The sequence below is a fragment of the Afifella sp. JA880 genome (genome assembly GCF_025379905.1).
Lineage (GTDB): Bacteria > Pseudomonadota > Alphaproteobacteria > Rhizobiales > Afifellaceae > Afifella > Afifella aestuarii.
Map to the genome: position 1 here is coordinate 498,709 of NZ_JAOANH010000003.1, position 20,349 is coordinate 519,057.

The window sequence follows — 20,349 nt, forward strand, 5'->3', positions numbered from 1 at the left end:
TTCGCCAACTGCGAAACGATCCAAAAAGCGGAAAATTCCGCTCCACGTCTTCGCCTGGAGAGGCAGGGGCGCCGCCCGCGCACGGCTCGCGGCGCGGCGCAAAAGGCTTCAGCCCTTGAGAACCTCCACGAGCGTATCGCCGAGTTTGGCAGGCGAGGGAGAAACCACGATACCTGCCGCTTCCATCGCGGCAATCTTGTCTTCGGCACCACCCTTGCCGCCTGAGATGACGGCACCGGCATGGCCCATGGTGCGTCCCGGAGGCGCCGTGCGTCCGGCGATGAAGCCGACGGTCGGCTTCCACCGCCCCTTCTTCTTCTCGTCGGCGAGAAACTGGGCGGCGTCTTCTTCCGCCGAACCGCCGATCTCACCGATCATGATGATCGATTCCGTCGCGTCGTCGGCGAGGAACATTTCCAGAATGTCAATGAATTCCGTGCCCTTGACCGGATCGCCGCCGATGCCGACGGCAGTCGTCTGGCCGAGCCCGGCATTCGTCGTCTGGAACACCGCTTCGTAGGTGAGCGTGCCGGAGCGCGACACGACCCCGACCGAGCCCTTCTTGAAGATGGAGCCGGGCATGATGCCGATCTTGCACTCTTCCGGCGTCAAGACGCCCGGGCAGTTGGGTCCGAGAAGCCGGGACTTCGACGTGTCGAGCTTCGCCTTCACCCTGACCATGTCCATCACCGGAATGCCTTCGGTGATGCAGACGATGAACGGCACTTCCGCGTCGATCGCCTCTTCGATCGCAGCGCCGGCGCCGACTGGCGGCACATAGATGACGGAGGCGGTCGCGCCGGTCTTTTCCTTGGCTTCCGCGACGGAGGCGAAAATCGGCAGTTCAGCGGCGCCTTCGACGCCGTTCTCCCAGGTCTGGCCACCCTTCTTCGGATGCACGCCAGCCACCATCTTGGTGCCGTAATAGGCGAGCGCCTGCTCGGTATGGAACGTACCGGTCTTGCCCGTCAGCCCCTGGACGATGACCTTGGTATTCTTGTCGACGAGAATGGACATCAGTTCTTGTCCTTCAGAATCTGTTTGATCTCCCGAAGCTCGGCGATCACCTCTCGGTTGACGGCAACGATCTCGTCGTTGATCGCCTTCACCTCTGCCACATGCTTCGCATAGCTGCGCATCTGTTTTTTCGACACGATCACCATCAAGCCGCCGAAAACGAGAAAGATGATGATCAGAGGAAGCCAGACAGCAATGAATTCAGCCATCGGTCAGCCTTTGACGGCTTGAACGATCTTCTTGGCCGCGTCGTCGAGATCATCGGCGGCGATGACGTTGAGACCGCTTTCCTCGATAATCTTCTTGCCCAGCGCCACGTTGGTCCCCTCGAGGCGAACCACCAGCGGAACCTTGAGGCCCACTTCCTTGACGGCGGCGATGACGCCTTCCGCGATCACATCACAGCGCATGATCCCGCCGAAGATATTGATCAGGATGCCCTTCACATTCGGATCGGCGGTGATGATCTTGAAGGCGGCCGTCACCTTCTCTTTGGAGGCACCGCCGCCGACATCGAGAAAGTTCGCCGGCTCCGCACCGTAGAGCTTGATGATGTCCATCGTGGCCATGGCGAGGCCAGCGCCGTTCACCATGCAACCGATATCGCCGGTGAGCGCCACATAGGCGAGATCGTGCTCGGAAGCCTCGATCTCCTTGGCGTCCTCTTCGGTCTTGTCGCGAAGCTCGACGATCTCCGGATGCCGGAAGAGCGCGTTGCCGTCGAATGAGACCTTGGCGTCTAGCACGCGAAGATGCCCGTCCTTCATGACGATGAGCGGATTGATTTCCAGAAGGCTCATATCCTCGTCGGAGAAGGCCTTGTAGAGAATTCGGGCAAGCTGTCCGAATTCGTCTTTCGCCGGAGCCTCGAGCTCGAGCGCCTCGGCGAGTTTCGCCGCATCGGCATCGCTGACGCCGGAAAGCGGATCGATCGGCAGCGTCAGGATCTTGTCCGGCGTCTCTTCGGCGACGGTTTCGATGTCCATGCCGCCTTCGGTCGAGGCCACGAAGGCGACACGGCCGGTGCCGCGGTCGACAAGGAGCGAGAGATAGAGCTCGCGGGCAATGTCGGCGCCGTCTTCGATGTAGAGCCGGTTGACCACCTTGCCCGCCGGCCCCGTCTGTTTGGTGACGAGGGTGTGACCGAGCATTTCCTTGGCGTTGGCGACAACGTCCTCAATGCTCTTGGCGAGCCTCACGCCGCCTTTGGCATCCTCGCCGAGCTCCTTGAAACGGCCCTTTCCGCGGCCGCCTGCATGGATCTGGCTTTTGACGACATAAAGCGGACCCGGCAGCTTCTTGGCCGCCGCTTCCGCCTCGTCGGCAGACGTGATCATGACGCCGGCAGCGACCGGTGCCCCGTATTCCTTGAGGACGGCCTTAGCCTGGTATTCGTGGATGTTCATCCGGCCCCCCGCCGTTTAGCTGTTGAGCGCCGGCTGGATCTTGCGGCAGGCCTCGATGAGCCCCTGCACGGTGGCAACCGACTTCTCGAACTCTGCGCGCTCGCTGCGGTCGAGCGAAATATCGACGATACGCTCCACACCACCTGCACCGATCACCGTCGGCACGCCGACATACATCTGGTCGAGACCGTATTCGCCGGAAAGCTGCGCAGCACAGGGGAGAACGCGCTTCTTGTCCTTCAGATAGCTCTCGGCCATGGCGATGGCGGAAGCCGCCGGCGCATAGAAGGCCGAGCCGGTCTTCAACAGCGACACGATCTCAGCACCACCGTCGCGGGTGCGCTGCACGATCTTGTCGAGGCGCTCCTGCGTGGTCCAGCCCATCTTGACGAGGTCCGGCAGAGGAATGCCGGCAACCGTCGAATAGCGCACCAGCGGCACCATGGAATCGCCGTGGCCACCGAGCACAAAAGCCGTCACGTCTTCGACGGAGACATTGAACTCTTCCGCCAGGAAGTAGCGGAAACGGGCGGAATCGAGCACACCCGCCATGCCGACGATCTTGTTGCCGGGCAGACCGGAGAATTTCTGCAGCGCCCACACCATGGCGTCGAGCGGATTGGTGATGCAGATCACGAACGCATCGGGAGCGTATTTCTTAAGCCCCGCGCCGACCTGCTCCATCACCTTCAGGTTGATCTCGAGAAGATCATCGCGGCTCATGCCGGGTTTACGCGGCACACCGGCCGTCACGATGACGACGTCGGCGCCTTCGATTGCTTCATAAGACTGGGTGCCGACGAGACGTGCATCAAAACCATCGACGGGAGAGGATTCGGCAATATCGAGCGCCTTGCCGTCCGGAATACCTTCCTGGATATCGAAGAGGACGATGTCGCCGAGCTCCTTCAGTCCGGCGAGATGGGCGAGCGTGCCGCCGATCTGTCCAGCACCGATGAGCGCAATCTTGCTGCGAGCCATGAAGAACCTTCCCTAGACGTAGATAACGAGAGCGAAGAACTCTCAAAAGAGAGTGCGCGGAGTAGCGCGAATGTCGCACCGTGGCAAGCGCTGGCCAGTTCTGCAGCGGACGCGGAAATGCGCGCCGAACCGGGCCCGCGAGAGCCCGGCCTCGCTCTTCAGCGCTCGGCTGCCTCACCCGGCCAGGCGTCCGAACGCATCTCTGTGAGGCGCGACGCCGTGCGCTGAAACTCGAAGGCTTCCGCCCCGCTCGTGCCCTGCCACAAGGCATCCGGCTCCGCCTCTGCCGACGCGATGAAGCGGATCTTCTGGTCGTAGAGCGTGTCGATGAGATTGATGAAGCGCTTCGCCTCGTTGCGGGTCTGCGGGTTCATGACCGGGATGCCGGAGACGATGATCGTGTGGAAGGTCTTGGCGAGCTTCAAATAATCGGCGCTGCCGAGGGGCTTTTCACAAAGCTCGTGAAAGCTGAAGCGGGCGACGCCGCCAGCCGCTTCAGGCACGTCGAGATGACGGCCACGTAGACTGAGCTGCTGAGGTGTTCCGCGGGCTTCGCCCGAGAGGCGCTCGAAATGCGCGTCGAGGATCTTCTCGGCCGCCTCTCCGAGCGGTGTCACATAGAGGGGCTCCTCGCCGTGCTTGTCGAGGCGGTAATCGTGCGGCGCATCGAGATGGAACACGGCATTAGACTTATTGATGAGTTCGATGAACGGCACAAAAAGCGGCCGGTTGAGGCCGTTCTCATAAAGCCGGTCGGGCGGCACGTTGGAGGTCGCGACGAGCGTCACCCCCTCCGCGAAGAGCTTCTCGAAAAGCCGGCCCAGGATCATCGCATCGGCGATGTCGTTCACGGCGAATTCGTCGAAGCAAAGGAGCCGGGTCTCGGCCGCGATATCGCGCGCCACCGGCTTGATCGGATCGTCGCCGTCCACCTCACCGGCCTTGAGGCGCTGGCGGAAGCGGGCGATCCGCTCGTGCACGTCTTCCATGAAATCATGGAAGTGCGCCCGGCGCTTGCGGGTGTTGGGGGCGGCCTGGAAGAAGATGTCCATGAGCATCGTCTTGCCGCGCCCGACCGGACCCCAAATATAAAGGCCGGGAACAGGCTCGGGTCGGCGCCCCTTGGAAAACAGCCATCCGAGTGGGCTCTTTTTCGATTTGGTGCGCTCGTCTGCAAGCGCGCCAAGAAGCGCGTCGAGCCGGCAAGCGAGCTCCTTCTGGACGGGATCGGGGGTGATGCCACCTTCCGCCGCCAGGCGATCATAGGTGCGGGAAACCGGATTTTTCATCGCCCGCGATGTGCTATGGCCGGCGCCCGGGTTCAAGTGTGAATTCGCCAGGAAGAGTTTCGCCGACACGATCGCCGTGTCGGGAGGGCGTTTAAGACGGGAGGCTTAGGCGCGCGGATCGAGCTGGCCGACTTCCATCGGGACTTCTTCCCAATTCTGGCCGGCGGCGACGATGCAGGTGTCGCCGGAGGTGCGGGTCACCACGATCGTCCACGTCCCCTGCTTGGAAACGAAGACCTGCATGACGCGCTGACCGCCCACGAGACCGAGGGCTTTCGGGGTCTCTTTATATTCTTTCGCGAGGATCCGCACCATGTCGTCATGCTCGGCGCATTTCGGCACGGACAGCATCGGGCTGGTCGCCATGGCGCTGGTTGAGAGCGCGGCGGCCGCGGCGGCCAGAACGGCAGGGCGAACGATGCGCGCCCCGACTGCAAATGGCTTTCTCATCATCCACTCCTTGCGTTCGTCCGAGCTTCACCTGACGAGCTTGCCGGAAGCTTGACCCCGGCAAGACCGACGCAAAGAACTCGGCGTCATCGAAGTGTGACAAAGCCAAGAAAGGGCGACAATCTATTGAAATCGCTACTAAACCAATTGATAAGTGCTGGCGCATTTGTGCAACAGCACTTGCACAATAAGCAGGCTAACGGGCGACTGAAATTGCGGCACCTGCCTCTGTTTGACCATTGAACTGGGTTTTCGAGGTCGAATAGAGGCGAGCGACGGTGCTGCTGCCCTGGTCAAGCAGCGTGACTTGATTGCCTGAAAGGTTCCAGGCGGAGACGTTCTGAAGCGCCGGCGAGGTGCAGCCACGCGTCGAGGCGCGATAGCCGCCCGACCAGCTCGTCAAAGACATGAAGAGCTGACAGCTGTCACCCCCGGAGGACACCGTCCAGCCGCCGAGAAGATCGGTGCGGCCGATAGCAGCGCCACCCGAAGTCGGGGGCGTGGCTGTCGCTGTCTGCACGTTGCCGTCTGAGCCCGGCCGCAGATCTGGCGGTTCACCCATCATCGGATCGTTGGAGGCGCTTGCCCCGCTCGGGGGCGGAAGCTCGGCCTGCGAAACGGTTCCGACCGGCGCTGCCGTCAACGGCCGCGGCGGTGGAGGCGGAGAATAACGATTGCTGCTTTGTCCGCCGAAATAGGCAGACTGACAGGCGGCGAGGGAGGCTGCAAGCGCCGCGGTTGCGGCGATCGCGCGCCAGGAATGCGACATGACGAGACTCTCGTGTGATGGTGCAACACCTGGCGAGCCTTTTGGCAGGAGAGCCTTAGACTCGACTTGACCCGACTTCTGGCACGTCCTAGGCGGTTTGTCACGAAGGGCGGCGCAGATGGCGATGGCTGAACTAGGCTGGATGCAAAGGGCGCGCCAGCGGGCGCTGAGAACGGCGGTCCGTCAACGGCGTGGCCATATCGTCGATCAGCTCATCGCCGAACGCGGCATTGGACTGGTCGCCAATCCTCTCTGGCCGCTTTACCGGCCACTCCTTTATAAGATTCTCCATTACAGCGAAGCGGTCGAGATGGCCGATACGCTGGGGCCTCTGCCGGGTACGGCGGGGATGCGCTACATCAGCGAGCTTCTGTCCCTCAACCTGGAGATCTCCGGGATCTCGCGCATCCCGCGTGAGGGTGGCTTTATTATTGCAGCAAACCACCCGACAGGCATCGCCGACGGGGTCGCTGTCTATGATGCCGTGCGCCAGGTGCGCGGCGACATCTCCATCTTCACCAACCGTGACGCCGTGCGCGTGAACGAACGTCTGGTGGAGCATCTCATTCCCGTCGAATGGCGCGAAGAGCATCGCAGTCTCACGAAAACGCGCGAGACGCTGCGACTCTCCTCCAAGGCGTTCGCCGAAGAGCGTGCCATCGTGGTCTTTCCTGCAGGCCGCATCGCCTATTGGCAGGGCGGCCGTCTGAACGAACGGCCCTGGCAGGTTTCGGCCGTGTCGCTGGCCCAAAAACACAAGGTCCCGGTCCTCCCCTGCCGCGTCACCGCGCGCAATTCCTGGCTCTTCTATCTTTTCGGCAACCAGGGGCTCACGGAGCTCAGGGACATGACCGTGTTCCACGAGCTGCTCAACAAGCGCGGCAAGACCTTCAAGATCAACTTCGGGCCGCTCATCCCGCATACGGCACTGCAGGGGAGCGCAGCCAAGCTGACCGAACAGCTGCAGACCTATTGCGTCGAGAGCCTGGCCAAGGACCCCGACCTCCCCTTCACTGCGAAGGAAGACAACACATGAGCAAGACTGAAGATATCAACGGCGTCCCCTTCGAGATCATGACGCCGCAGGAAGTGCGCAAGGCGCTCGATGCGCACGAGATCGTTCTGATCGATGTGCGCACCCCGGCGGAATTTGCCTTCGAGCGCATTCCCGGCGCTTTGCTCGCGCCGATGTCGGAACTCGATGCCGCCAATCTGCCGACCCAGACGGACAAGCCCGTGGTCTTCCATTGCGGCTCCGGCAAGCGCTCGGAACTCGTCAGCCGCAAAGCGATCGAGGCGGGCTTCAAAAAGGCGGCCCATCTTGAAGGAGGCCTCGCCGCCTGGAAGCAGGCGGGCCTTCCGCTCATCACCACCGATTTTGCCACCGGTCAGCCAAAGCGCGTCGGAAGCTGAACCCGGCATCACCGCTCCTCACGAGCCGGTGAAGCCTCTTTCCCTCCTCCTCCGAGACACCCATTTTAGATTGGGTCCATTCAAGGAGGAGCCCTATGCTCTCACGACGCAGTCTGTTTGCCGGAAGCGCGGCGGTGGCCGCGCTGACAGGGATCGGAGTTTTCTCGCCGCGTCGGGCGGATGCTGAAGCCGCCGGCGACTTTCCGGTGACGCTGAGCCGGGACGAATGGAAGAAGAAGCTGACCGACAGGCAGTTTTCGGTGCTCCGCGACGAAGGAACCGAGCGCGCCTACACCTCGCCCCTCAATGACGAACATCGCCAGGGTGTCTTCCACTGCGCCGGCTGCGACAATGCCGTCTACAGCTCCAAGGCCAAGTTCGATTCCGGCACCGGCTGGCCGAGCTTCTATGAGGCGATAGCGCCCGCCGCCGTCGCGACCTCACGCGACTTCAAGCTCATCTATCCGCGCACGGAAGTGCATTGCGCCAATTGCGGCGGCCATCTCGGTCACATCTTCAACGATGGACCCAAGCCGACCGGCAAGCGTCACTGCATCAACGGTGTCGCCCTCGTCTTCAAGCCGGCCGGTGGCGGCGATCCGGTTCTGGGCTGAGGACCGGACGCGAGACCGAAGCCACCTGCGAGACGGCTGCCCATCGGCCCCCCGTTCTTCCGCTCATGCGGGCCGGTGACAGACGGCTTCGATATTGTTGCCGTCAGGATCGAGGACAAAGGCGCCGTAGTAATTCGGATGGTAGTGTGGCCGCAGCCCGGGTGCACCATTGTCCCGTCCGCCAGCTGTGAGAGCTGCCTCGTAAAAAGCGTCCACCGCCGACCTGTCGGACGCGGCAAAGGCCACATGAACGCCCGAGACCTGTCCGTTCGGCACGGATTGGACCCAGAAACAGGGCTTTCCGAGGGCGCCGAAGCCTGCGCCTTCATAGCCGCCGGTTTCGTCCTTGCCGACCGTCATGATCACCTCCATGCCCAGCGGCGCCAAAGCTCTTTCATAGAAAAGGCGAGAGGCTGCGAAATCCCTCGCGGTGATGCCGAGATGGTCGATCATGGCCGGCGCTTTCCTTCGTAAGCTGTATCTGCGCGAGGAAGGCCTCCGCAGAGATTGTGTCCGCTGCGAACGGACCTCGCAATCGTCTCCGTGGGGGCACGCCTCCGGAGGGAACTCATCCTCCTTTTGGTGCGAAAAGCGAATCAATTCGCGCAGTTTTGCAGGCTTTCGCGCCGAAAAGTTGGCGCTGCCACGTCCTGAGGAGGTGCACACCTGGCGAAATTGGCGGCGTCGATAGCAGGTATGGCGCAACGGCTTTTCGCCTGATCCGCCCTCAGGCGAGCCGCCACAACTTGTTCGCGCCAGAACCGACTCCTCTGCTGGCGGACCTATGGTGACTCTGCCTCACACGGTTCAGTTTGGTTAATACTTCCACCATTACTAGCGTTAATTATTCATTAAGAAATATTCGGTGACATGATCCAGAGTCAGTAGAGTACGAAACCTGTCTGGAGGATTCTTGACAGGTTAGACTCGCCGGTGTCAGTGGATTGAAAAGCCACATTCCAGGCGTGCTTTCGAAGGTGAAACTTGAATGCCAGCACCGTTTGTCCTTGTGCATGGACTGCTGAGCGCCGGGTACGGCTGCGCAGCGGCACAAGCGCGCGGACAGGACGGGACGAAAGATCGCTCATCCGGGCTCCCAGCAGGGCGCCGGACCCGCGGCGCCGACTCAATTCACCTCCGCGACGGTTTCGATCAGAGCCCCTCCTGGAGAAAAGGCGTGAATCGTTGTAGAATCCATCTTGCAATCGACGGACTTGGCCGAATTCGGCCAAATTCCGTTCGGCTGCACTCCTGTTGCGTTTCTTCGACATGATGACGATCGCGATAAGGCAGGGCCTCTCGATGGAGGACATGGTCGCCAAACGGCTGCAGGAGCCGATGCGGGAGATCGCAGATCTCTTTCGTCGGAACCTGACGAGCCGTCTCAATCGGCAGGACGGGCCGGCCGCCTGCTCTGACGGCGTTGCTGTCGCATCTCGTCCGGCAACAACGCAACTGTCGGCCCCTCATCCGGCAGTGACGGAGCCCGCGACACGCGACCTTCAAAACCCCGACCTCTCGCGCGGCGATCGCCGCGGCGACGAACAGCAGGCAAGCTGGCTTCGGCCGCGCATGGCGCGCCCAGCTTCCGCTGCGTCTTCACATGACAAGCAAGTTTCGGCCGCGCGCCCGGCCCGTCAATCGCAGGCGCCCACACCAAGGTCGGCCTACGGGGGCAATCCCCCCTTCAGCCCGTCCGCGAACCGCTCAGCCTCTCAGCCCATCAACACGAGGAACATGATGCCCGCCACCCAACCGGTGAATGGCGCGCGCGGCCAGCCGGCCCGAGCGCCAAACAACGGTGGCAGTTGGCTCTTCCCACAGGCGCGGACTGCGCCTGCCCAGAGTCCCGCCGCCGCGGCGAAAGCCGCACCACCGGCTCGAGAACAAACCTCTCCGAGCTGGCTTTACCGCAAGCCCGCCGCGCCGCAGACCAACGGCACGGCGACCCCCGCTCCGCAGGCTGCGCCCGCCGAGACCCCGTCGAGCTGGCTTTTCCGTAAGCCTGCCGCACAGGCGAATGGCAAGGCGAACGGCCATGCAAACGGCAAGGCGGCGCTCAAGGACACCGCAGTGTCGGCCGCTCAGGGCTGGTTCTATCGCAAGCCTGCGCCGCAGGAGAGCGAAGAGGCCGAGCAGTCGACCCCGGCAGAAGTGATGAGCTGGGTTTATCGTCTCGCCGCCGAAGCCAAGGAAAAGAGCAAGACCGAAGCGTCGTCGCTCGGGTCGCCCCTCCAGACGATCAGCAGCTGGTTCACGGGCGGCTCCAAGGCGAAGGAAGATGCAAAGCCCGAGCCGCAGAAGCCCCAGGCACCGGTGAGCTGGCTTTACCGCAATTCTGCGCCTCGACCGCAGGCGTCCGGCCAGAAAGCCGAACCTGCACGCCAGACCGGCGCTCCGCAGGCGAGCTGGCTCTACCGCAACGCCGCGCCGCAGAATGGCGCAGCGCGCACGAACGGCAAAGCCGAGGCTGCGCAGCCGGCCCAGCAAGTGGTTCAGCGCAGCTGGCTCTTCCCGAATGGGCGCGGCCAGGCCGCCGAAGCCGAGCCGCAAGCGCAAGCCGTCAATGGCACGCCGCAGAGAAGCTGGCTTTATCGCAATGCTGCGGTTCAGAACGGCTCACAGAAACAGAACGGCGCGCAAAAGGCCGCCCAACAGCAGGCCCAGCCGGCTGCGGCTGGCGGAAGCTGGTTGTTCCCGGGCACGCATCAGCGCACCCAGGTTCAGGCCAACGGCAAGTCTGCCCAATCGCAACCCGCGAAACCGGCTCAAACCTCAAGTGCAGGCCGGACAAGCTGGCTCTTCCCGGGCACACATCCGCGTGCACAGGCTGAGGCGTCGCAAAGGCCGACTCAGCAGAATGCTCGCCAGGCCGCGCCCGCTCGCGCCACGAACGGTGTCGCAACCGCAGGGTATCTCTACCGCTCGAACGCCGGCGCACCGATCCGTGCGACCCGCCGGGCACAGCCCCAGCAGGCGTCAAGCCGCGCAAACGGCGTCGCACAGACGCGCGTGAATGGTTCGTCCTGGCTCTTCCCGAGCGTCCGTCCGGCAGAGCAGAAGCCCGCGGCGCATACGGCCCAGGCAACCGCCCAGAACGGTGCCCGCGTCTATCGCACGGTGCCGAGCGTCCCGCGCCAGGCCGGCCGACCGATCCAGGTGAGGCAGCAGCGGCCGATGCAGGCGCCTGCTCAGGCTCCGATTGCGGCCCGCACGCCCGCCCGCAGCGAGGAGAGCTTCTACTACGCGATGGTGAAGTGGTTCCGCGCCCGTCTGCCGGAGCGCCAGTGGGCCGACGGCGGCACCTGGCTCTTCCCGCAGGGATCGCCGATCATCTAGATCGTCGCAAGACAACACGAAAAAGCCCCGCAGCTTCGCGCTGCGGGGCTTTTTTTTGCCTCAGGCACCGCCGCCTGAGGCTGCGATGCCTGTCTTTGGCGGGAGGCCAGCGTCGCTCAGACGCGCCGCTCGACCATCATCTTCTTGATTTCGCCGATCGCCTTTGCAGGGTTCAGTCCCTTCGGGCATACCTGCACGCAATTCAGGATCGTGTGGCAGCGGTAAAGCCGGAACGGATCTTCCAGCTGATCGAGACGCTCACCAGTGCGCTCGTCACGCGAATCGACAATCCAGCGATAGGCCTGCAGCAGTGCCGCCGGGCCGAGATAGCGATCGCCGTTCCACCAATAGCTCGGGCACGAGGTCGTGCAGCAGGCGCAGAGAATGCACTCGTAGAGCCCGTCGAGCTTTTCGCGGTCTTCGTGGCTCTGCAGGTGCTCCTTTTCCGGCGTCGGAGACACCGTCTGCAGCCACGGCTCGATCAGCGCATGCTGCGCATAGAAATGCGTCAGATCCGGCACCAGATCCTTCACCACCGGCATATGCGGCAGCGGGTAGATCTTCACGACGCCGTTGATGTCGCCCCAGCCCGTCGTGCAGGCGAGCGTATTCGATCCGTCGATGTTCATGGCACAGGAGCCGCAAATGCCTTCGCGGCAGGAGCGGCGCAGCGTCAAAGTCGGGTCGACCTTGTTCTTGATCCACAATAGGGCATCGAGAACCATTGGTCCGCAATCGTCGGTATCGACATAATAGGTATCGAGACGCGGGTTGCGGCCGTCTTCGGGATCCCAGCGATAGATCTGGAATTCCTTGTGTTTGCTGCCCGCGGGCTTCGGCCAGACCTTGCCGCGGTGAACTGTCGAGTTTTTCGGAAGAGTCAGCTGAACCATAGATTTTCGCCGTGCGTAGAACCGCCATTCACATGGGCGGAAGGTGGACCCGGATCATCCGCTTACCGCATACTGAGGGCTGCAGAAAGCTTCGCCCGGCTTGCGCCAACCTCTTCTTGCGCGCATGAGGGCATCGATTGCAAGTGCGAGACGGATGAGGGGTGAATGGAAAAGCGAGTGACCGAGACCGGATCGAAATCACGCACTGGCGGCGAGATCCTGATCGATCAATTGGTTGCGCAGGGCGTCAACTGTCTCACCTGCGTGCCGGGGGAGAGTTATCTCGCAGCCCTCGATGCGATGCACGACCGTGCCATCGATGTGCTCGTGTGCCGCAATGAGGGCGGCGCGGCGATGATGGCCGAAGCCTACGGCAAATTGACCGGCCGCCCAGGCGTCTGTTTCGTCACTCGCGGGCCGGGCGCCACCAATGCGAGCCACGGCATTCACATTGCCGAGCACGATTCCACGCCGATGATCCTCTTCATCGGGCAGGTTGAGCGCGGCATGCGCGAGCGCGGCGCCTTCCAGGAGGTGGATTACAAAGCGTTTTACGGCGGCCTCGCCAAATGGGTCGTGGAGGTGAACGAGGCGGAGCGTCTGCCGGAACTCGTCGCCCGCGCTTTTCGCACTGCCATGCAGGGACGTCCCGGCCCAGTGGTCGTCGTTCTGCCTGAGGACATGCTTGTCGACGAGGCGGCCGTCGCGGATGCGCCGCGCGTCGAAGCGGCCGAGATCTGGCCAGGGGCTGAGGATCTCGAAGAGCTCGGCCATCTTCTCCGCAGCGCCCGGCGCCCGATGGCCATTCTCGGCGGCTCGCGTTGGAGCGAGACGGCGGTTGCGGATTTCGCCGCCTTTGCGGAGCGCACCGGCCTTCCCGTCGCGACCTCTTTCCGCCGCGCCCATCTCTTCCCCTCAGATCATCCCAACTACGCCGGCGATCTCGGCATCGGGCCCAATCCCAAACTGGCAGAACGCGTGCGCCACGCCGACCTCATTCTCCTCGTCGGCGGGCGTTTCTCCGAAATGCCCTCGTCCTCCTACACGCTTGTGGACGTGCCCGTGCCGGCCCAGAAATTCGTGCACGTGCATCCGGGGGCCGAAGAGCTAGGTCGGGTCTACCAGCCGACCCTTGCCATCCAGGCGACGCCGCAGGCCTTCGCAAAGGCGCTCGTGCGGGCCGAGCTCGATGTCGGCGTCCCCGCACAGGAGGCGGGCGCCGCCCATCAGGACTTCCTCGACTGGTCGGGCAAGCCGCTCCCTGTGCCGGGCCGCTTTCAGTATGCCGAGGCGATGACCTGGCTGCGCGACCGCGTGCCCCCCGAGACGATCATCTGCAACGGCGCCGGCAATTACGCGGGCTGGATCCACCGCTATTACCGTTTCCGCCGCTTTGCGACGCAGCTTGCGCCGGTTTCTGGCTCCATGGGCTATGGCGTGCCGGCCGCGGTTCTTGCCAAACGCCTTTATCCGGAGCGCATCGTCGTCGCGTTCGCGGGCGACGGATGCTTCCTGATGAACGGCCAGGAATTTTCGACCGCCGTGCAGCACGACATCCCGATCATCGTGATCGTCGTCGACAACAGCATGTATGGGACGATCCGGATGCATCAGGAATCGCGCTATCCCGACCGCATCTCTGCGACGCGGCTCTCCAATCCCGATTTTGCCGCCTATGCCCGCGCCTTCGGTGGCCATGGCGAGACGGTGGCAACGACGGAGGAATTCGCGCCGGCGTTTGAGCGGGCGCTCGCCTCCGGCAAGCCGGCGATCCTGCATTGCTTCATCGATCCGGAAGCCATCACCCCGGCCCGAACTTTGAGCGAGCTGCGCGGCAGCAAGGCCGGCTGAAGACGCGAGGGAAGAAGGAGCCGGGTGACAATGAGCGAGCTTCCATTCGACCTCACGCTGGAGGGTGCTCCCGGCGAATGCGTCCGCCTGTCGCCACGCGTGCGCCGGGTGCTCGCCCCCAACCCGAGCCCCTTCACCTTTCGCGGCACCTGCACCTACATCATCGGCACCGGTGAGGTTGCAGTGATCGACCCAGGTCCCGCCGATTCCGCCCATATCGAGGCGCTGCTGGCAGCCGTTTCGGGCGAAAAGCTGCGTCATATCCTGCTGACACACACGCACCACGACCACTACCCGGCGGTCTCCCCCCTCGCCGAAGCGACGGGGGCCATGATTGCCGGCTGCCGCGGCACAAATGACAGCGCATTCGCCTACAAGCCAGACCGGGTGCTTGAGGAGGGTGAAAGGATCGAAGGGCCCGATTATACGCTGACGGCTCTCGCAACCCCCGGCCACGCCGCCAACCACCTCTGCTACGAGCTCGAGGAAGAGAAGGCCCTCTTCTCCGGCGACCACGTCATGGGCTGGTCGACCTCGGTGGTGATCCCGCCGGATGGCAATATGGGCGACTACATGGCCTCGCTGAGACGCCTGCTCGATCGCGACCACGACATCTACTGGCCCGGGCATGGCGGTCCCGTTACGGAACCGAAACGGCTTGTCCGTGCCCTCCTCCAACATCGCCGCCAGCGCGAGAAGACCATCCTTGCAGCCCTCGGCGAGGAGCCTCTGACCATCGATTCGATCGTCGAGCGGGTCTATCGAGGCATCGCCGAAAACCTGCGTGAGGCCGCCGCGCAGTCGACGCTCGCGCATCTTTGCGATCTCGTCATGCGCGGCGAGGCGGCGAGTCTCGGTCCGGCAAGCCGCACGGCGCGCTATTTTCGCGCCAGCCCGGAAGGCGGGGCCAAGTAAGCGGCACTCGCCCACGCCCAGGCAGGGCGCCAATATGCGACCCCACACTGTACGCCGAGCAAGGCTTTCGACCAGAGGGTGAGGTTTGCGTTGCTTCGGGGAGAAAACCTGCCGTTTCGTCACCTTTCTGCCGCAGACCAATCTTAGCCGCCAAGGAACGACACCCGCCTGGACGACACATGATGAAAATCTCACGCCGCGCTGCGCTCGCCGGAGGGGGAGCGCTCGCCCTCAGCCCATTTGCGAGCCGGAGCTTCGCAGGGCTCAATGTCGAGACCGACGGTATCCTTTACGGGCCGACGCAGCCCTTTTCGTTCGATCTTCTGAAGGAGACGGCGAAGACGCTCTCCGAAGCGCTCTGGGAGCCGCCCGCCTCCGCCATGGCGGAAATCCTCGATAAGATCGATTACGACGCCTATTTCCAGATCAGCTATCGCAAGGACCGCACCTTGCATCTCGGCGGAGAGGGCGGAGCGCCGATCCAGCTTTTTCATCTCGGTCGCTATCAGAAGGACCCCGTCACTGTCGCCGTGGTCAAAGACGGCAAGGCGCACGAGGTTCTTTACCGCCAGAGCTATTTCGATATGCCGGCGGGCCACATCGCCCGCAGCCTGCCGCAAAGCATCGGCTTCGCCGGTTTCCGGGTGATGGCGGAAGACCTCAAATGGGACTGGCTGTCGTTCCTCGGCGCCTCTTATTTTCGTTCTCCCGGAAGTGGCAAGCAATACGGGCTGTCGGCCCGTGGCATTGCCATCGATACGGGGCTCGCGACGGGCGAGGAATTTCCGCGTTTCAGCCGGTTCTTCCTTGAGGGCGTGCCGGGCGATCCTGACCGGCTCACCGTCTACGCGCTGCTTGAGGGTCCGAGCCTGACGGGCGCCTACCGCTTCGATTGCGCCCGCGAAGCGCGCGTTGTCATGGAGACGGAAGCGGTCCTCTTCCCGCGCCAGGCCATCACTCGGCTTGGCATCGCCCCGTTGACCTCAATGTTCTGGTACTCGCAGAAAGACCGACACCACGCGAAAGACTGGCGGCCCGAAATCCACGATTCCGACGGGCTCGCCATGTGGACCGGCAGCGGCGAACGCATCTGGCGCCCGCTCAACAATCCGCCCGCCGTGATGACCAACAGCTTCAGCGATGACAACCCGAAGGGATTCGGTCTGCTTCAGCGCGATCGGCATTTCGACCATTACCAGGACGACGGTGTCTTCTATCACCGCCGCCCCTCCCTCTGGGTCGAACCGCTCGAAGGATGGGGCAAGGGCGCGGTGCAACTCGTGGAGATCCCGACGGACGACGAGATCTACGACAACATCGTCGCCTATTGGACACCGGAGGAGAAGGTTGAGGCCGGCAGTTCGCTCGATCTCAAATACCGTCTGCACTGGGGATTCGACGAGCCTTACGCGACAAAGGCGGGGCGGGTCGTCGACACCTTTATCGGCGCCGGCGGCGTTCCGGGGCAGCCGCGTCCGAAGGACGTCTATCAATTCGTCATCGACTTCTCCGGTGGCGATCTCGGCCGCTTCACGCGCGAAGACGGCGTGACCGCCATGGTTAATGTTTCACGTGGCACATTGGGGCGGTGCAGCGCCTATCCGGTCGTCGACAGCAACGGGCTCTTCCGTGCCGCCTTCGAGGTGCACGTCACCGGAAAAGACCCGGTGGACCTGCGGCTTTTCCTCAAGAAGGACGGTGAAGCGCTGACGGAGACCTGGATCTCACAGTTCTTCCCGGCCAGCATGGATCTCGCCGACAGCCGCTGAGGTTCACCCCCGAGGTGGGCCGACGGAAGTTCTTATTGCTCAATCACGGCCTCAGGACTGCCACCACCATTTTCGGCACTCGGATTTTCGTTCCGGGTCCGAAATTGCCATGTCGGTGAGTTGCCAATCCTCCAGCTCCGACAGCCGCCGGCGCTGGCGCGAACGCGACACGCAAAGGCTCAGCCAATGCCAGCAACGAGCTGCTGCATCATTGTCGAAGTGCGTTTTTAGAACTCGCCTATCGTCCATATGACGATAGAAGTCGCTTGTTGCCGCGTTGAAAAACGATATTCTCGCACAGGCAATGTTCGATAAACTCACATGACGCGACGCCTTCCCTCACTCAACGCGCTGCGCGCCTTCGAGGCCGCCGGTCGGCACGGCCGGATGTCTTTGGCCGCCAAAGAGCTGAACGTCACCCACAGCGCGGTCTCGCGTCAGGTGCAGCAGCTTGAAGACGTTCTCAGGGTTTCCCTCTTTGAAGGGCCGAAGAACGCCATCCGCCTGACGGAGGAAGGGCGCGCGCTCCTGCCGGGTCTCACCGCCGGCTTCGATCGATTGCAGGCGGCCATCGACCAATTAAGCGAGCGGGAGAACACGGAGCTCGCCGTCGCCACGGGCGGAACCTTCGCCATGCGCTGGCTCATCCCGCGCCTGCACGCATTTCAGGCCGCACATCCCGATCTCGAAGTCCGGCTGACCTCCTGCGACAGCATCGAGCAATTCGCGCGCGGCCGCTTCGATATCCGCGTGCGGGTGTGCGAGCCGCCTCCACCGCCCGACAGCGATGCAAGAGCGCTTTTTCCGGAGATGATCGGACCCGTCCTCGCCCCGTCGCTGGCGCGCCTCGTCGCGAGAGACATCGGCGGCCTGCCCGCCCTTCACACGCACACGGCCCCACTCGCCTGGTCGCGCTGGCTGCAGCGCGCGCTCCCGGACAGCACGCATCTGAACGCCATGGCGGAACCGTCGGCCGGCGCGCGCTACGAGCATTTCTACTTCATGCTGGAGGCCGCGCTCGCAGGTCTAGGCGTGGCGATCGGCCCCTGGCCGCTCGTGGCCGACGACGTCCGCGCCGGCCGGCTCCTCGCCCCCTATGGCTTCGTCGACAGCGGCAAGAGCTATATGGCCCTCACCGCGCAGGCCAAGGCCGCCAAGGTGACGCGTTTCGTCGACTGGCTCATCGAAGAGGCAGCCCGGTTTCCTGCGCCGGAAGACGGCTCCGCGCCGGTCGCGTGAGCCGTATCGCCGGAAAGCAACCGCTGCCGGCGCGGGCGGGCACGAAAAAGGGGCGGCCGAAGCCGCCCCCAGACTCGCGACCGAAACGACTCAGGCCTCGGACTTGCGGTAGCTCGACTGACGTTCCAGCATCCATCCCGGATATTCAGGGGCAAGGCGGCTCACCTGATCGAGCGTCTTGAGCTCGTCGTCGGAGAGACGAACCTCGACAGCGGCGAGATTATCATCGAGCTGGTCCATGCGCTTGGCGCCGATGATGACGCTCGTCACGACCTTCTGATGCAGCAGCCAGGAGAGCGCGATCTGCGCGACACTCACGGAATGCGCCTCGGCGATCTTGCGCATCTCGTCGATGACGGCATAGCCACGGTCCTTGTCGACCGGCGGAAAATCGAAGGTCGCGCGTCGTCCGTCGCCCGATTTTTCATCGTCACGGCTGTACTTGCCCGACAGGAAACCGCCGGCGAGCGGGCTCCACACCATCAGCCCCACCTTCTCGGAGGTGAGCATCGGCACGACCTCGCGCTCGAGATCGCGCCCGGCAATGGTGTAATAGGCCTGCAGCGAGCGGAACGGTGCGAGGTTCTTGCGTTCTGAGATCCCGAGGGCTTTGGCGATCTGCCAGGCCGCCCAGTTCGACACCCCGACGTAGCGGACAAGACCTTGGCGCACGAGCGTATCGAGGGCTTCGAGCGTTTCCTCGATCGGTGTCAGCGGGTCGAATCCGTGGATCTGATAGAGATCGATGTGGTCGAGCTGCAGACGTGTGAGGCTCTTCTTGGCCTGACCGAGGATGTGATAGCGCGAGGCGCCGGCGCCGTTCGGTCCTTCACCGACGCGCCCCAGAAACTTCGTCGCCACCACGACCTCGTCGCGCGCCACGCCGAGATTCTTGAGCGCCTGCCCGGTGATCGTCTCCGAGCGGCCTTCGGCATAGACATTGGCCGTGTCAATGAAATTGACGCCGGCATCGAGGGCGCGGCTGAGAAGTGCATCGGCATCCTGCTGTCCAAGATTGCCGATCTGGCCCCAGAGCCCCCCGTTGCCGCCGAAAGTCATGGTGCCGAAGCACAGTTCCGAGACAAGAAGGCCGGTCTGGCCGAGCGGATTGTAACGCATGCATTCATCCTTTCGCGTGGGTCGGCCTCGCCCGGTTCGCCCGTGACGAGGCCGCAAATGGTGGATCCGCCGGGCCGGGAAATCCGACCGGTCGCCGCCGCGACTGCGATGCGTCGCTCTCTGCAATCCCGCCCGGATTCACCCGGACGCGTCGGAGCGACGGCTTTGCGGATCGGGACCGAAATGGCGTGCCGGCCGCCCGGTCGCCACGCGGATGCTGTCACCTTTTTGCCTGATCCTCTCAGCCGCGAGCTTTCCTTGTGGCAACCTGACCCGCAAGCATCTATCTCTGCCCTGCACTCTCGCGGACAATGCTCATGCCGGAATCCCTTGCGGGCCTCGATGCTCTCAGCACGCTGATCCGCCGCCATTGTGATGGCCACCGCTGCCAGACCCAGGTGCCGGGCCTCACCCTCGTGCGGTCGGATGGGATGACGCACCCGACGGCCTCGATTTACGAGCCGCTTCTGTGCGTGATCGCTGGCGGTGCCAAGCGCGCCATGCTCGGCGAAAAGCTCTTCGAATATGGCAAGGGCAACTACCTCGTCGTCTCGGTGGATCTCCCCGTTGTGGGGGAGATCTTCAAAGCGAGCCGGGAAGAGCCCTATCTCGCCCTGGCGGTGCGTCTCGATCCGAAGCTCCTCGCCGCTATGCTTCTGGAAATGGGCGATGGAGAGGCCGAAACAACGCTCGCTCCGGGCCTCTCAGTCAGCTTTCTGACTCCTGAGCTCTTGGATCCGATTGTGAGGTTTGTCAGCCTCTTAGACCGACCTCGAGATATCCGGATCCTCGCGCCGCTGATTGAGCGGGAGATCGTCTACAGGCTGATGCGAGGACCGCAGGGCGGCACGCTCCGGCAGATTGCTCTGTCCGACAGCCGGCTCAGTCAGATCAGCCGCGCCATTGCGTGGATCAAACAACGCTTCGACAGCCCCCTGAGGATCGAAGACGCAGCCGATATCGCCGGCATGAGCGCCTCGTCTTTCCATCGCCATTTCAAGGCGGTGACGGCCATGAGCCCGCTGCAATACCAGAAGCAGCTTCGGCTGCAGCGCGCCCGCCACATGCTCCTCACGCAAAATGCCGATGCGGGCAGCGTCAGCTTTGCGGTGGGCTATGTGAGCCCGTCCCAGTTCAGCCGCGAATATGCGCGTTTCTTCGGGGCCCCTCCCGCCCGCGATGCGGCGCGGCTCCGCGCCTCGGCGCTCGATGACGCACGATTGACCGATCCTCTCTGAGGCGGGTGGCGCTTCGCCGGCTCACGGAAACAGATCCCGGCACCACG

Annotated in this window: 19 protein-coding genes; 9 read left to right on the forward strand and 10 right to left on the reverse strand. The window is 63.4% G+C overall.

What is annotated here, in order from left to right; genetic code table 11:
• Positions 1–108: 108 nt before the first annotated feature.
• The 7 genes from sucD to NYQ83_RS15380 form a co-directional block, all read right to left on the reverse strand.
• Positions 109–1,017 (reverse strand): succinate--CoA ligase subunit alpha, encoded by a 909-nt coding sequence (gene sucD, locus NYQ83_RS15350; protein ID WP_261215696.1) that lies wholly within the window; start codon positions 1,015–1,017, stop codon positions 109–111.
• A complete protein-coding gene (locus NYQ83_RS15355) occupies positions 1,017–1,226 on the reverse strand; it encodes a hypothetical protein (RefSeq protein ID WP_261215697.1) in 210 nt (69 codons plus the stop codon). Before NYQ83_RS15355 ends, sucD begins: the two co-directional genes overlap by 1 nt.
• Before the next feature lie 3 nt (positions 1,227–1,229).
• Positions 1,230–2,423, reverse strand: a complete 1,194-nt coding sequence (sucC, locus tag NYQ83_RS15360; protein WP_261215699.1) for an ADP-forming succinate--CoA ligase subunit beta — start codon at positions 2,421–2,423, stop codon at positions 1,230–1,232.
• A 15-nt stretch (positions 2,424–2,438) separates the two neighbouring features.
• Complete coding sequence (gene mdh / locus NYQ83_RS15365; protein WP_128290508.1) at positions 2,439–3,404, reverse strand: malate dehydrogenase; 966 nt, start codon at positions 3,402–3,404, stop codon at positions 2,439–2,441.
• Positions 3,405–3,562: 158 nt separating this feature from the next.
• A complete protein-coding gene (gene zapE, locus NYQ83_RS15370) occupies positions 3,563–4,693 on the reverse strand; it encodes a cell division protein ZapE (RefSeq protein ID WP_261215701.1) in 1,131 nt (376 codons plus the stop codon).
• A gap of 105 nt (positions 4,694–4,798) precedes the next feature.
• Complete coding sequence (locus tag NYQ83_RS15375) at positions 4,799–5,143, reverse strand: hypothetical protein (RefSeq protein ID WP_128290506.1); 345 nt, start codon at positions 5,141–5,143, stop codon at positions 4,799–4,801.
• Between the two features lie 196 nt (positions 5,144–5,339).
• Complete coding sequence (locus NYQ83_RS15380; RefSeq protein WP_205649795.1) at positions 5,340–5,912, reverse strand: AprI/Inh family metalloprotease inhibitor; 573 nt, start codon at positions 5,910–5,912, stop codon at positions 5,340–5,342.
• Between the two features lie 97 nt (positions 5,913–6,009).
• On the opposite strand from NYQ83_RS15380, the gene NYQ83_RS15385 reads away from it, so the two are divergent.
• The 3 genes from NYQ83_RS15385 (at position 6,010) to msrB (ending at position 7,939) form a co-directional block, all read left to right on the forward strand.
• The gene (locus tag NYQ83_RS15385; RefSeq protein ID WP_370642428.1) at positions 6,010–6,948 is read left to right on the forward strand and encodes a 1-acyl-sn-glycerol-3-phosphate acyltransferase; all 939 of its coding nucleotides are present in this window, start codon (positions 6,010–6,012) and stop codon (positions 6,946–6,948) included.
• Positions 6,945–7,325, forward strand: a complete 381-nt coding sequence (locus NYQ83_RS15390) for a rhodanese-like domain-containing protein (RefSeq protein WP_128290504.1) — start codon at positions 6,945–6,947, stop codon at positions 7,323–7,325. The genes NYQ83_RS15385 and NYQ83_RS15390 overlap by 4 nt, the downstream gene beginning before the upstream one ends.
• Before the next feature lie 95 nt (positions 7,326–7,420).
• The gene (gene msrB, locus NYQ83_RS15395; RefSeq protein WP_261215705.1) at positions 7,421–7,939 is read left to right on the forward strand and encodes a peptide-methionine (R)-S-oxide reductase MsrB; all 519 of its coding nucleotides are present in this window, start codon (positions 7,421–7,423) and stop codon (positions 7,937–7,939) included.
• A gap of 63 nt (positions 7,940–8,002) precedes the next feature.
• Here msrB and NYQ83_RS15400 read toward each other — a convergent pair whose 3' ends face one another.
• Entirely contained in the window at positions 8,003–8,392 is a 390-nt protein-coding gene (locus NYQ83_RS15400) for a VOC family protein (RefSeq protein ID WP_261215707.1), read from the reverse strand.
• 1,287 nt (positions 8,393–9,679) lie between these two features.
• Here NYQ83_RS15400 and NYQ83_RS15405 point away from each other — a divergent pair.
• Entirely contained in the window at positions 9,680–11,278 is a 1,599-nt protein-coding gene (locus NYQ83_RS15405) for a hypothetical protein (protein WP_261215709.1), read from the forward strand.
• Between the two features lie 116 nt (positions 11,279–11,394).
• Here NYQ83_RS15405 and NYQ83_RS15410 read toward each other — a convergent pair whose 3' ends face one another.
• The gene (locus tag NYQ83_RS15410; protein WP_128290500.1) at positions 11,395–12,171 is read right to left on the reverse strand and encodes a succinate dehydrogenase iron-sulfur subunit; all 777 of its coding nucleotides are present in this window, start codon (positions 12,169–12,171) and stop codon (positions 11,395–11,397) included.
• 165 nt (positions 12,172–12,336) lie between these two features.
• On the opposite strand from NYQ83_RS15410, the gene NYQ83_RS15415 reads away from it, so the two are divergent.
• The 4 genes from NYQ83_RS15415 (at position 12,337) to NYQ83_RS15430 (ending at position 17,945) form a co-directional block, all read left to right on the forward strand.
• Positions 12,337–14,022, forward strand: a complete 1,686-nt coding sequence (locus tag NYQ83_RS15415) for a thiamine pyrophosphate-binding protein (protein WP_261215711.1) — start codon at positions 12,337–12,339, stop codon at positions 14,020–14,022.
• A gap of 30 nt (positions 14,023–14,052) precedes the next feature.
• Positions 14,053–14,937, forward strand: a complete 885-nt coding sequence (locus tag NYQ83_RS15420; RefSeq protein WP_261215712.1) for an MBL fold metallo-hydrolase — start codon at positions 14,053–14,055, stop codon at positions 14,935–14,937.
• 179 nt (positions 14,938–15,116) lie between these two features.
• On the forward strand, positions 15,117–16,706 hold the full coding sequence (locus NYQ83_RS15425; protein WP_261215713.1) for a glucan biosynthesis protein: 1,590 nt from the start codon (positions 15,117–15,119) through the stop codon (positions 16,704–16,706).
• Between the two features lie 321 nt (positions 16,707–17,027).
• A complete protein-coding gene (locus NYQ83_RS15430) occupies positions 17,028–17,945 on the forward strand; it encodes a LysR substrate-binding domain-containing protein (protein ID WP_261215714.1) in 918 nt (305 codons plus the stop codon).
• 90 nt (positions 17,946–18,035) lie between these two features.
• On the opposite strand, the gene NYQ83_RS15435 is transcribed toward NYQ83_RS15430, so the two are convergent.
• Complete coding sequence (locus tag NYQ83_RS15435) at positions 18,036–19,064, reverse strand: aldo/keto reductase (RefSeq protein ID WP_261215715.1); 1,029 nt, start codon at positions 19,062–19,064, stop codon at positions 18,036–18,038.
• A gap of 317 nt (positions 19,065–19,381) precedes the next feature.
• Between NYQ83_RS15435 and NYQ83_RS15440 the strand changes: the two genes are divergently transcribed.
• On the forward strand, positions 19,382–20,302 hold the full coding sequence (locus tag NYQ83_RS15440) for an AraC family transcriptional regulator (RefSeq protein WP_261215716.1): 921 nt from the start codon (positions 19,382–19,384) through the stop codon (positions 20,300–20,302).
• Positions 20,303–20,349 lie beyond the last annotated feature (47 nt).

Bases quoted from the DNA above. Each gene is read 5' to 3' on its own strand.
- sucC (WP_261215699.1), bottom strand. From the start codon at position 2,423: ATGAACATCCACGAATACCAGGCTAAGGCCGTCCTCAAGGAATACGGG.
- NYQ83_RS15355 (WP_261215697.1), bottom strand. From the start codon at position 1,226: ATGGCTGAATTCATTGCTGTCTGGCTTCCTCTGATCATCATCTTTCTC.
- msrB (WP_261215705.1), top strand. From the start codon at position 7,421: ATGCTCTCACGACGCAGTCTGTTTGCCGGAAGCGCGGCGGTGGCCGCG.
- NYQ83_RS15375 (WP_128290506.1), bottom strand. From the start codon at position 5,143: ATGAGAAAGCCATTTGCAGTCGGGGCGCGCATCGTTCGCCCTGCCGTT.
- NYQ83_RS15440 (WP_261215716.1), top strand. From the start codon at position 19,382: ATGCCGGAATCCCTTGCGGGCCTCGATGCTCTCAGCACGCTGATCCGC.
- NYQ83_RS15430 (WP_261215714.1), top strand. From the start codon at position 17,028: ATGACGCGACGCCTTCCCTCACTCAACGCGCTGCGCGCCTTCGAGGCC.
- NYQ83_RS15415 (WP_261215711.1), top strand. From the start codon at position 12,337: ATGGAAAAGCGAGTGACCGAGACCGGATCGAAATCACGCACTGGCGGC.
- NYQ83_RS15380 (WP_205649795.1), bottom strand. From the start codon at position 5,912: ATGTCGCATTCCTGGCGCGCGATCGCCGCAACCGCGGCGCTTGCAGCC.
- NYQ83_RS15405 (WP_261215709.1), top strand. From the start codon at position 9,680: ATGCCCGCCACCCAACCGGTGAATGGCGCGCGCGGCCAGCCGGCCCGA.
- sucD (WP_261215696.1), bottom strand. From the start codon at position 1,017: ATGTCCATTCTCGTCGACAAGAATACCAAGGTCATCGTCCAGGGGCTG.
- NYQ83_RS15390 (WP_128290504.1), top strand. From the start codon at position 6,945: ATGAGCAAGACTGAAGATATCAACGGCGTCCCCTTCGAGATCATGACG.
- NYQ83_RS15420 (WP_261215712.1), top strand. From the start codon at position 14,053: ATGAGCGAGCTTCCATTCGACCTCACGCTGGAGGGTGCTCCCGGCGAA.
- zapE (WP_261215701.1), bottom strand. From the start codon at position 4,693: ATGAAAAATCCGGTTTCCCGCACCTATGATCGCCTGGCGGCGGAAGGT.
- NYQ83_RS15435 (WP_261215715.1), bottom strand. From the start codon at position 19,064: ATGCGTTACAATCCGCTCGGCCAGACCGGCCTTCTTGTCTCGGAACTG.
- NYQ83_RS15400 (WP_261215707.1), bottom strand. From the start codon at position 8,392: ATGATCGACCATCTCGGCATCACCGCGAGGGATTTCGCAGCCTCTCGC.
- NYQ83_RS15410 (WP_128290500.1), bottom strand. From the start codon at position 12,171: ATGGTTCAGCTGACTCTTCCGAAAAACTCGACAGTTCACCGCGGCAAG.
- mdh (WP_128290508.1), bottom strand. From the start codon at position 3,404: ATGGCTCGCAGCAAGATTGCGCTCATCGGTGCTGGACAGATCGGCGGC.
- NYQ83_RS15425 (WP_261215713.1), top strand. From the start codon at position 15,117: ATGATGAAAATCTCACGCCGCGCTGCGCTCGCCGGAGGGGGAGCGCTC.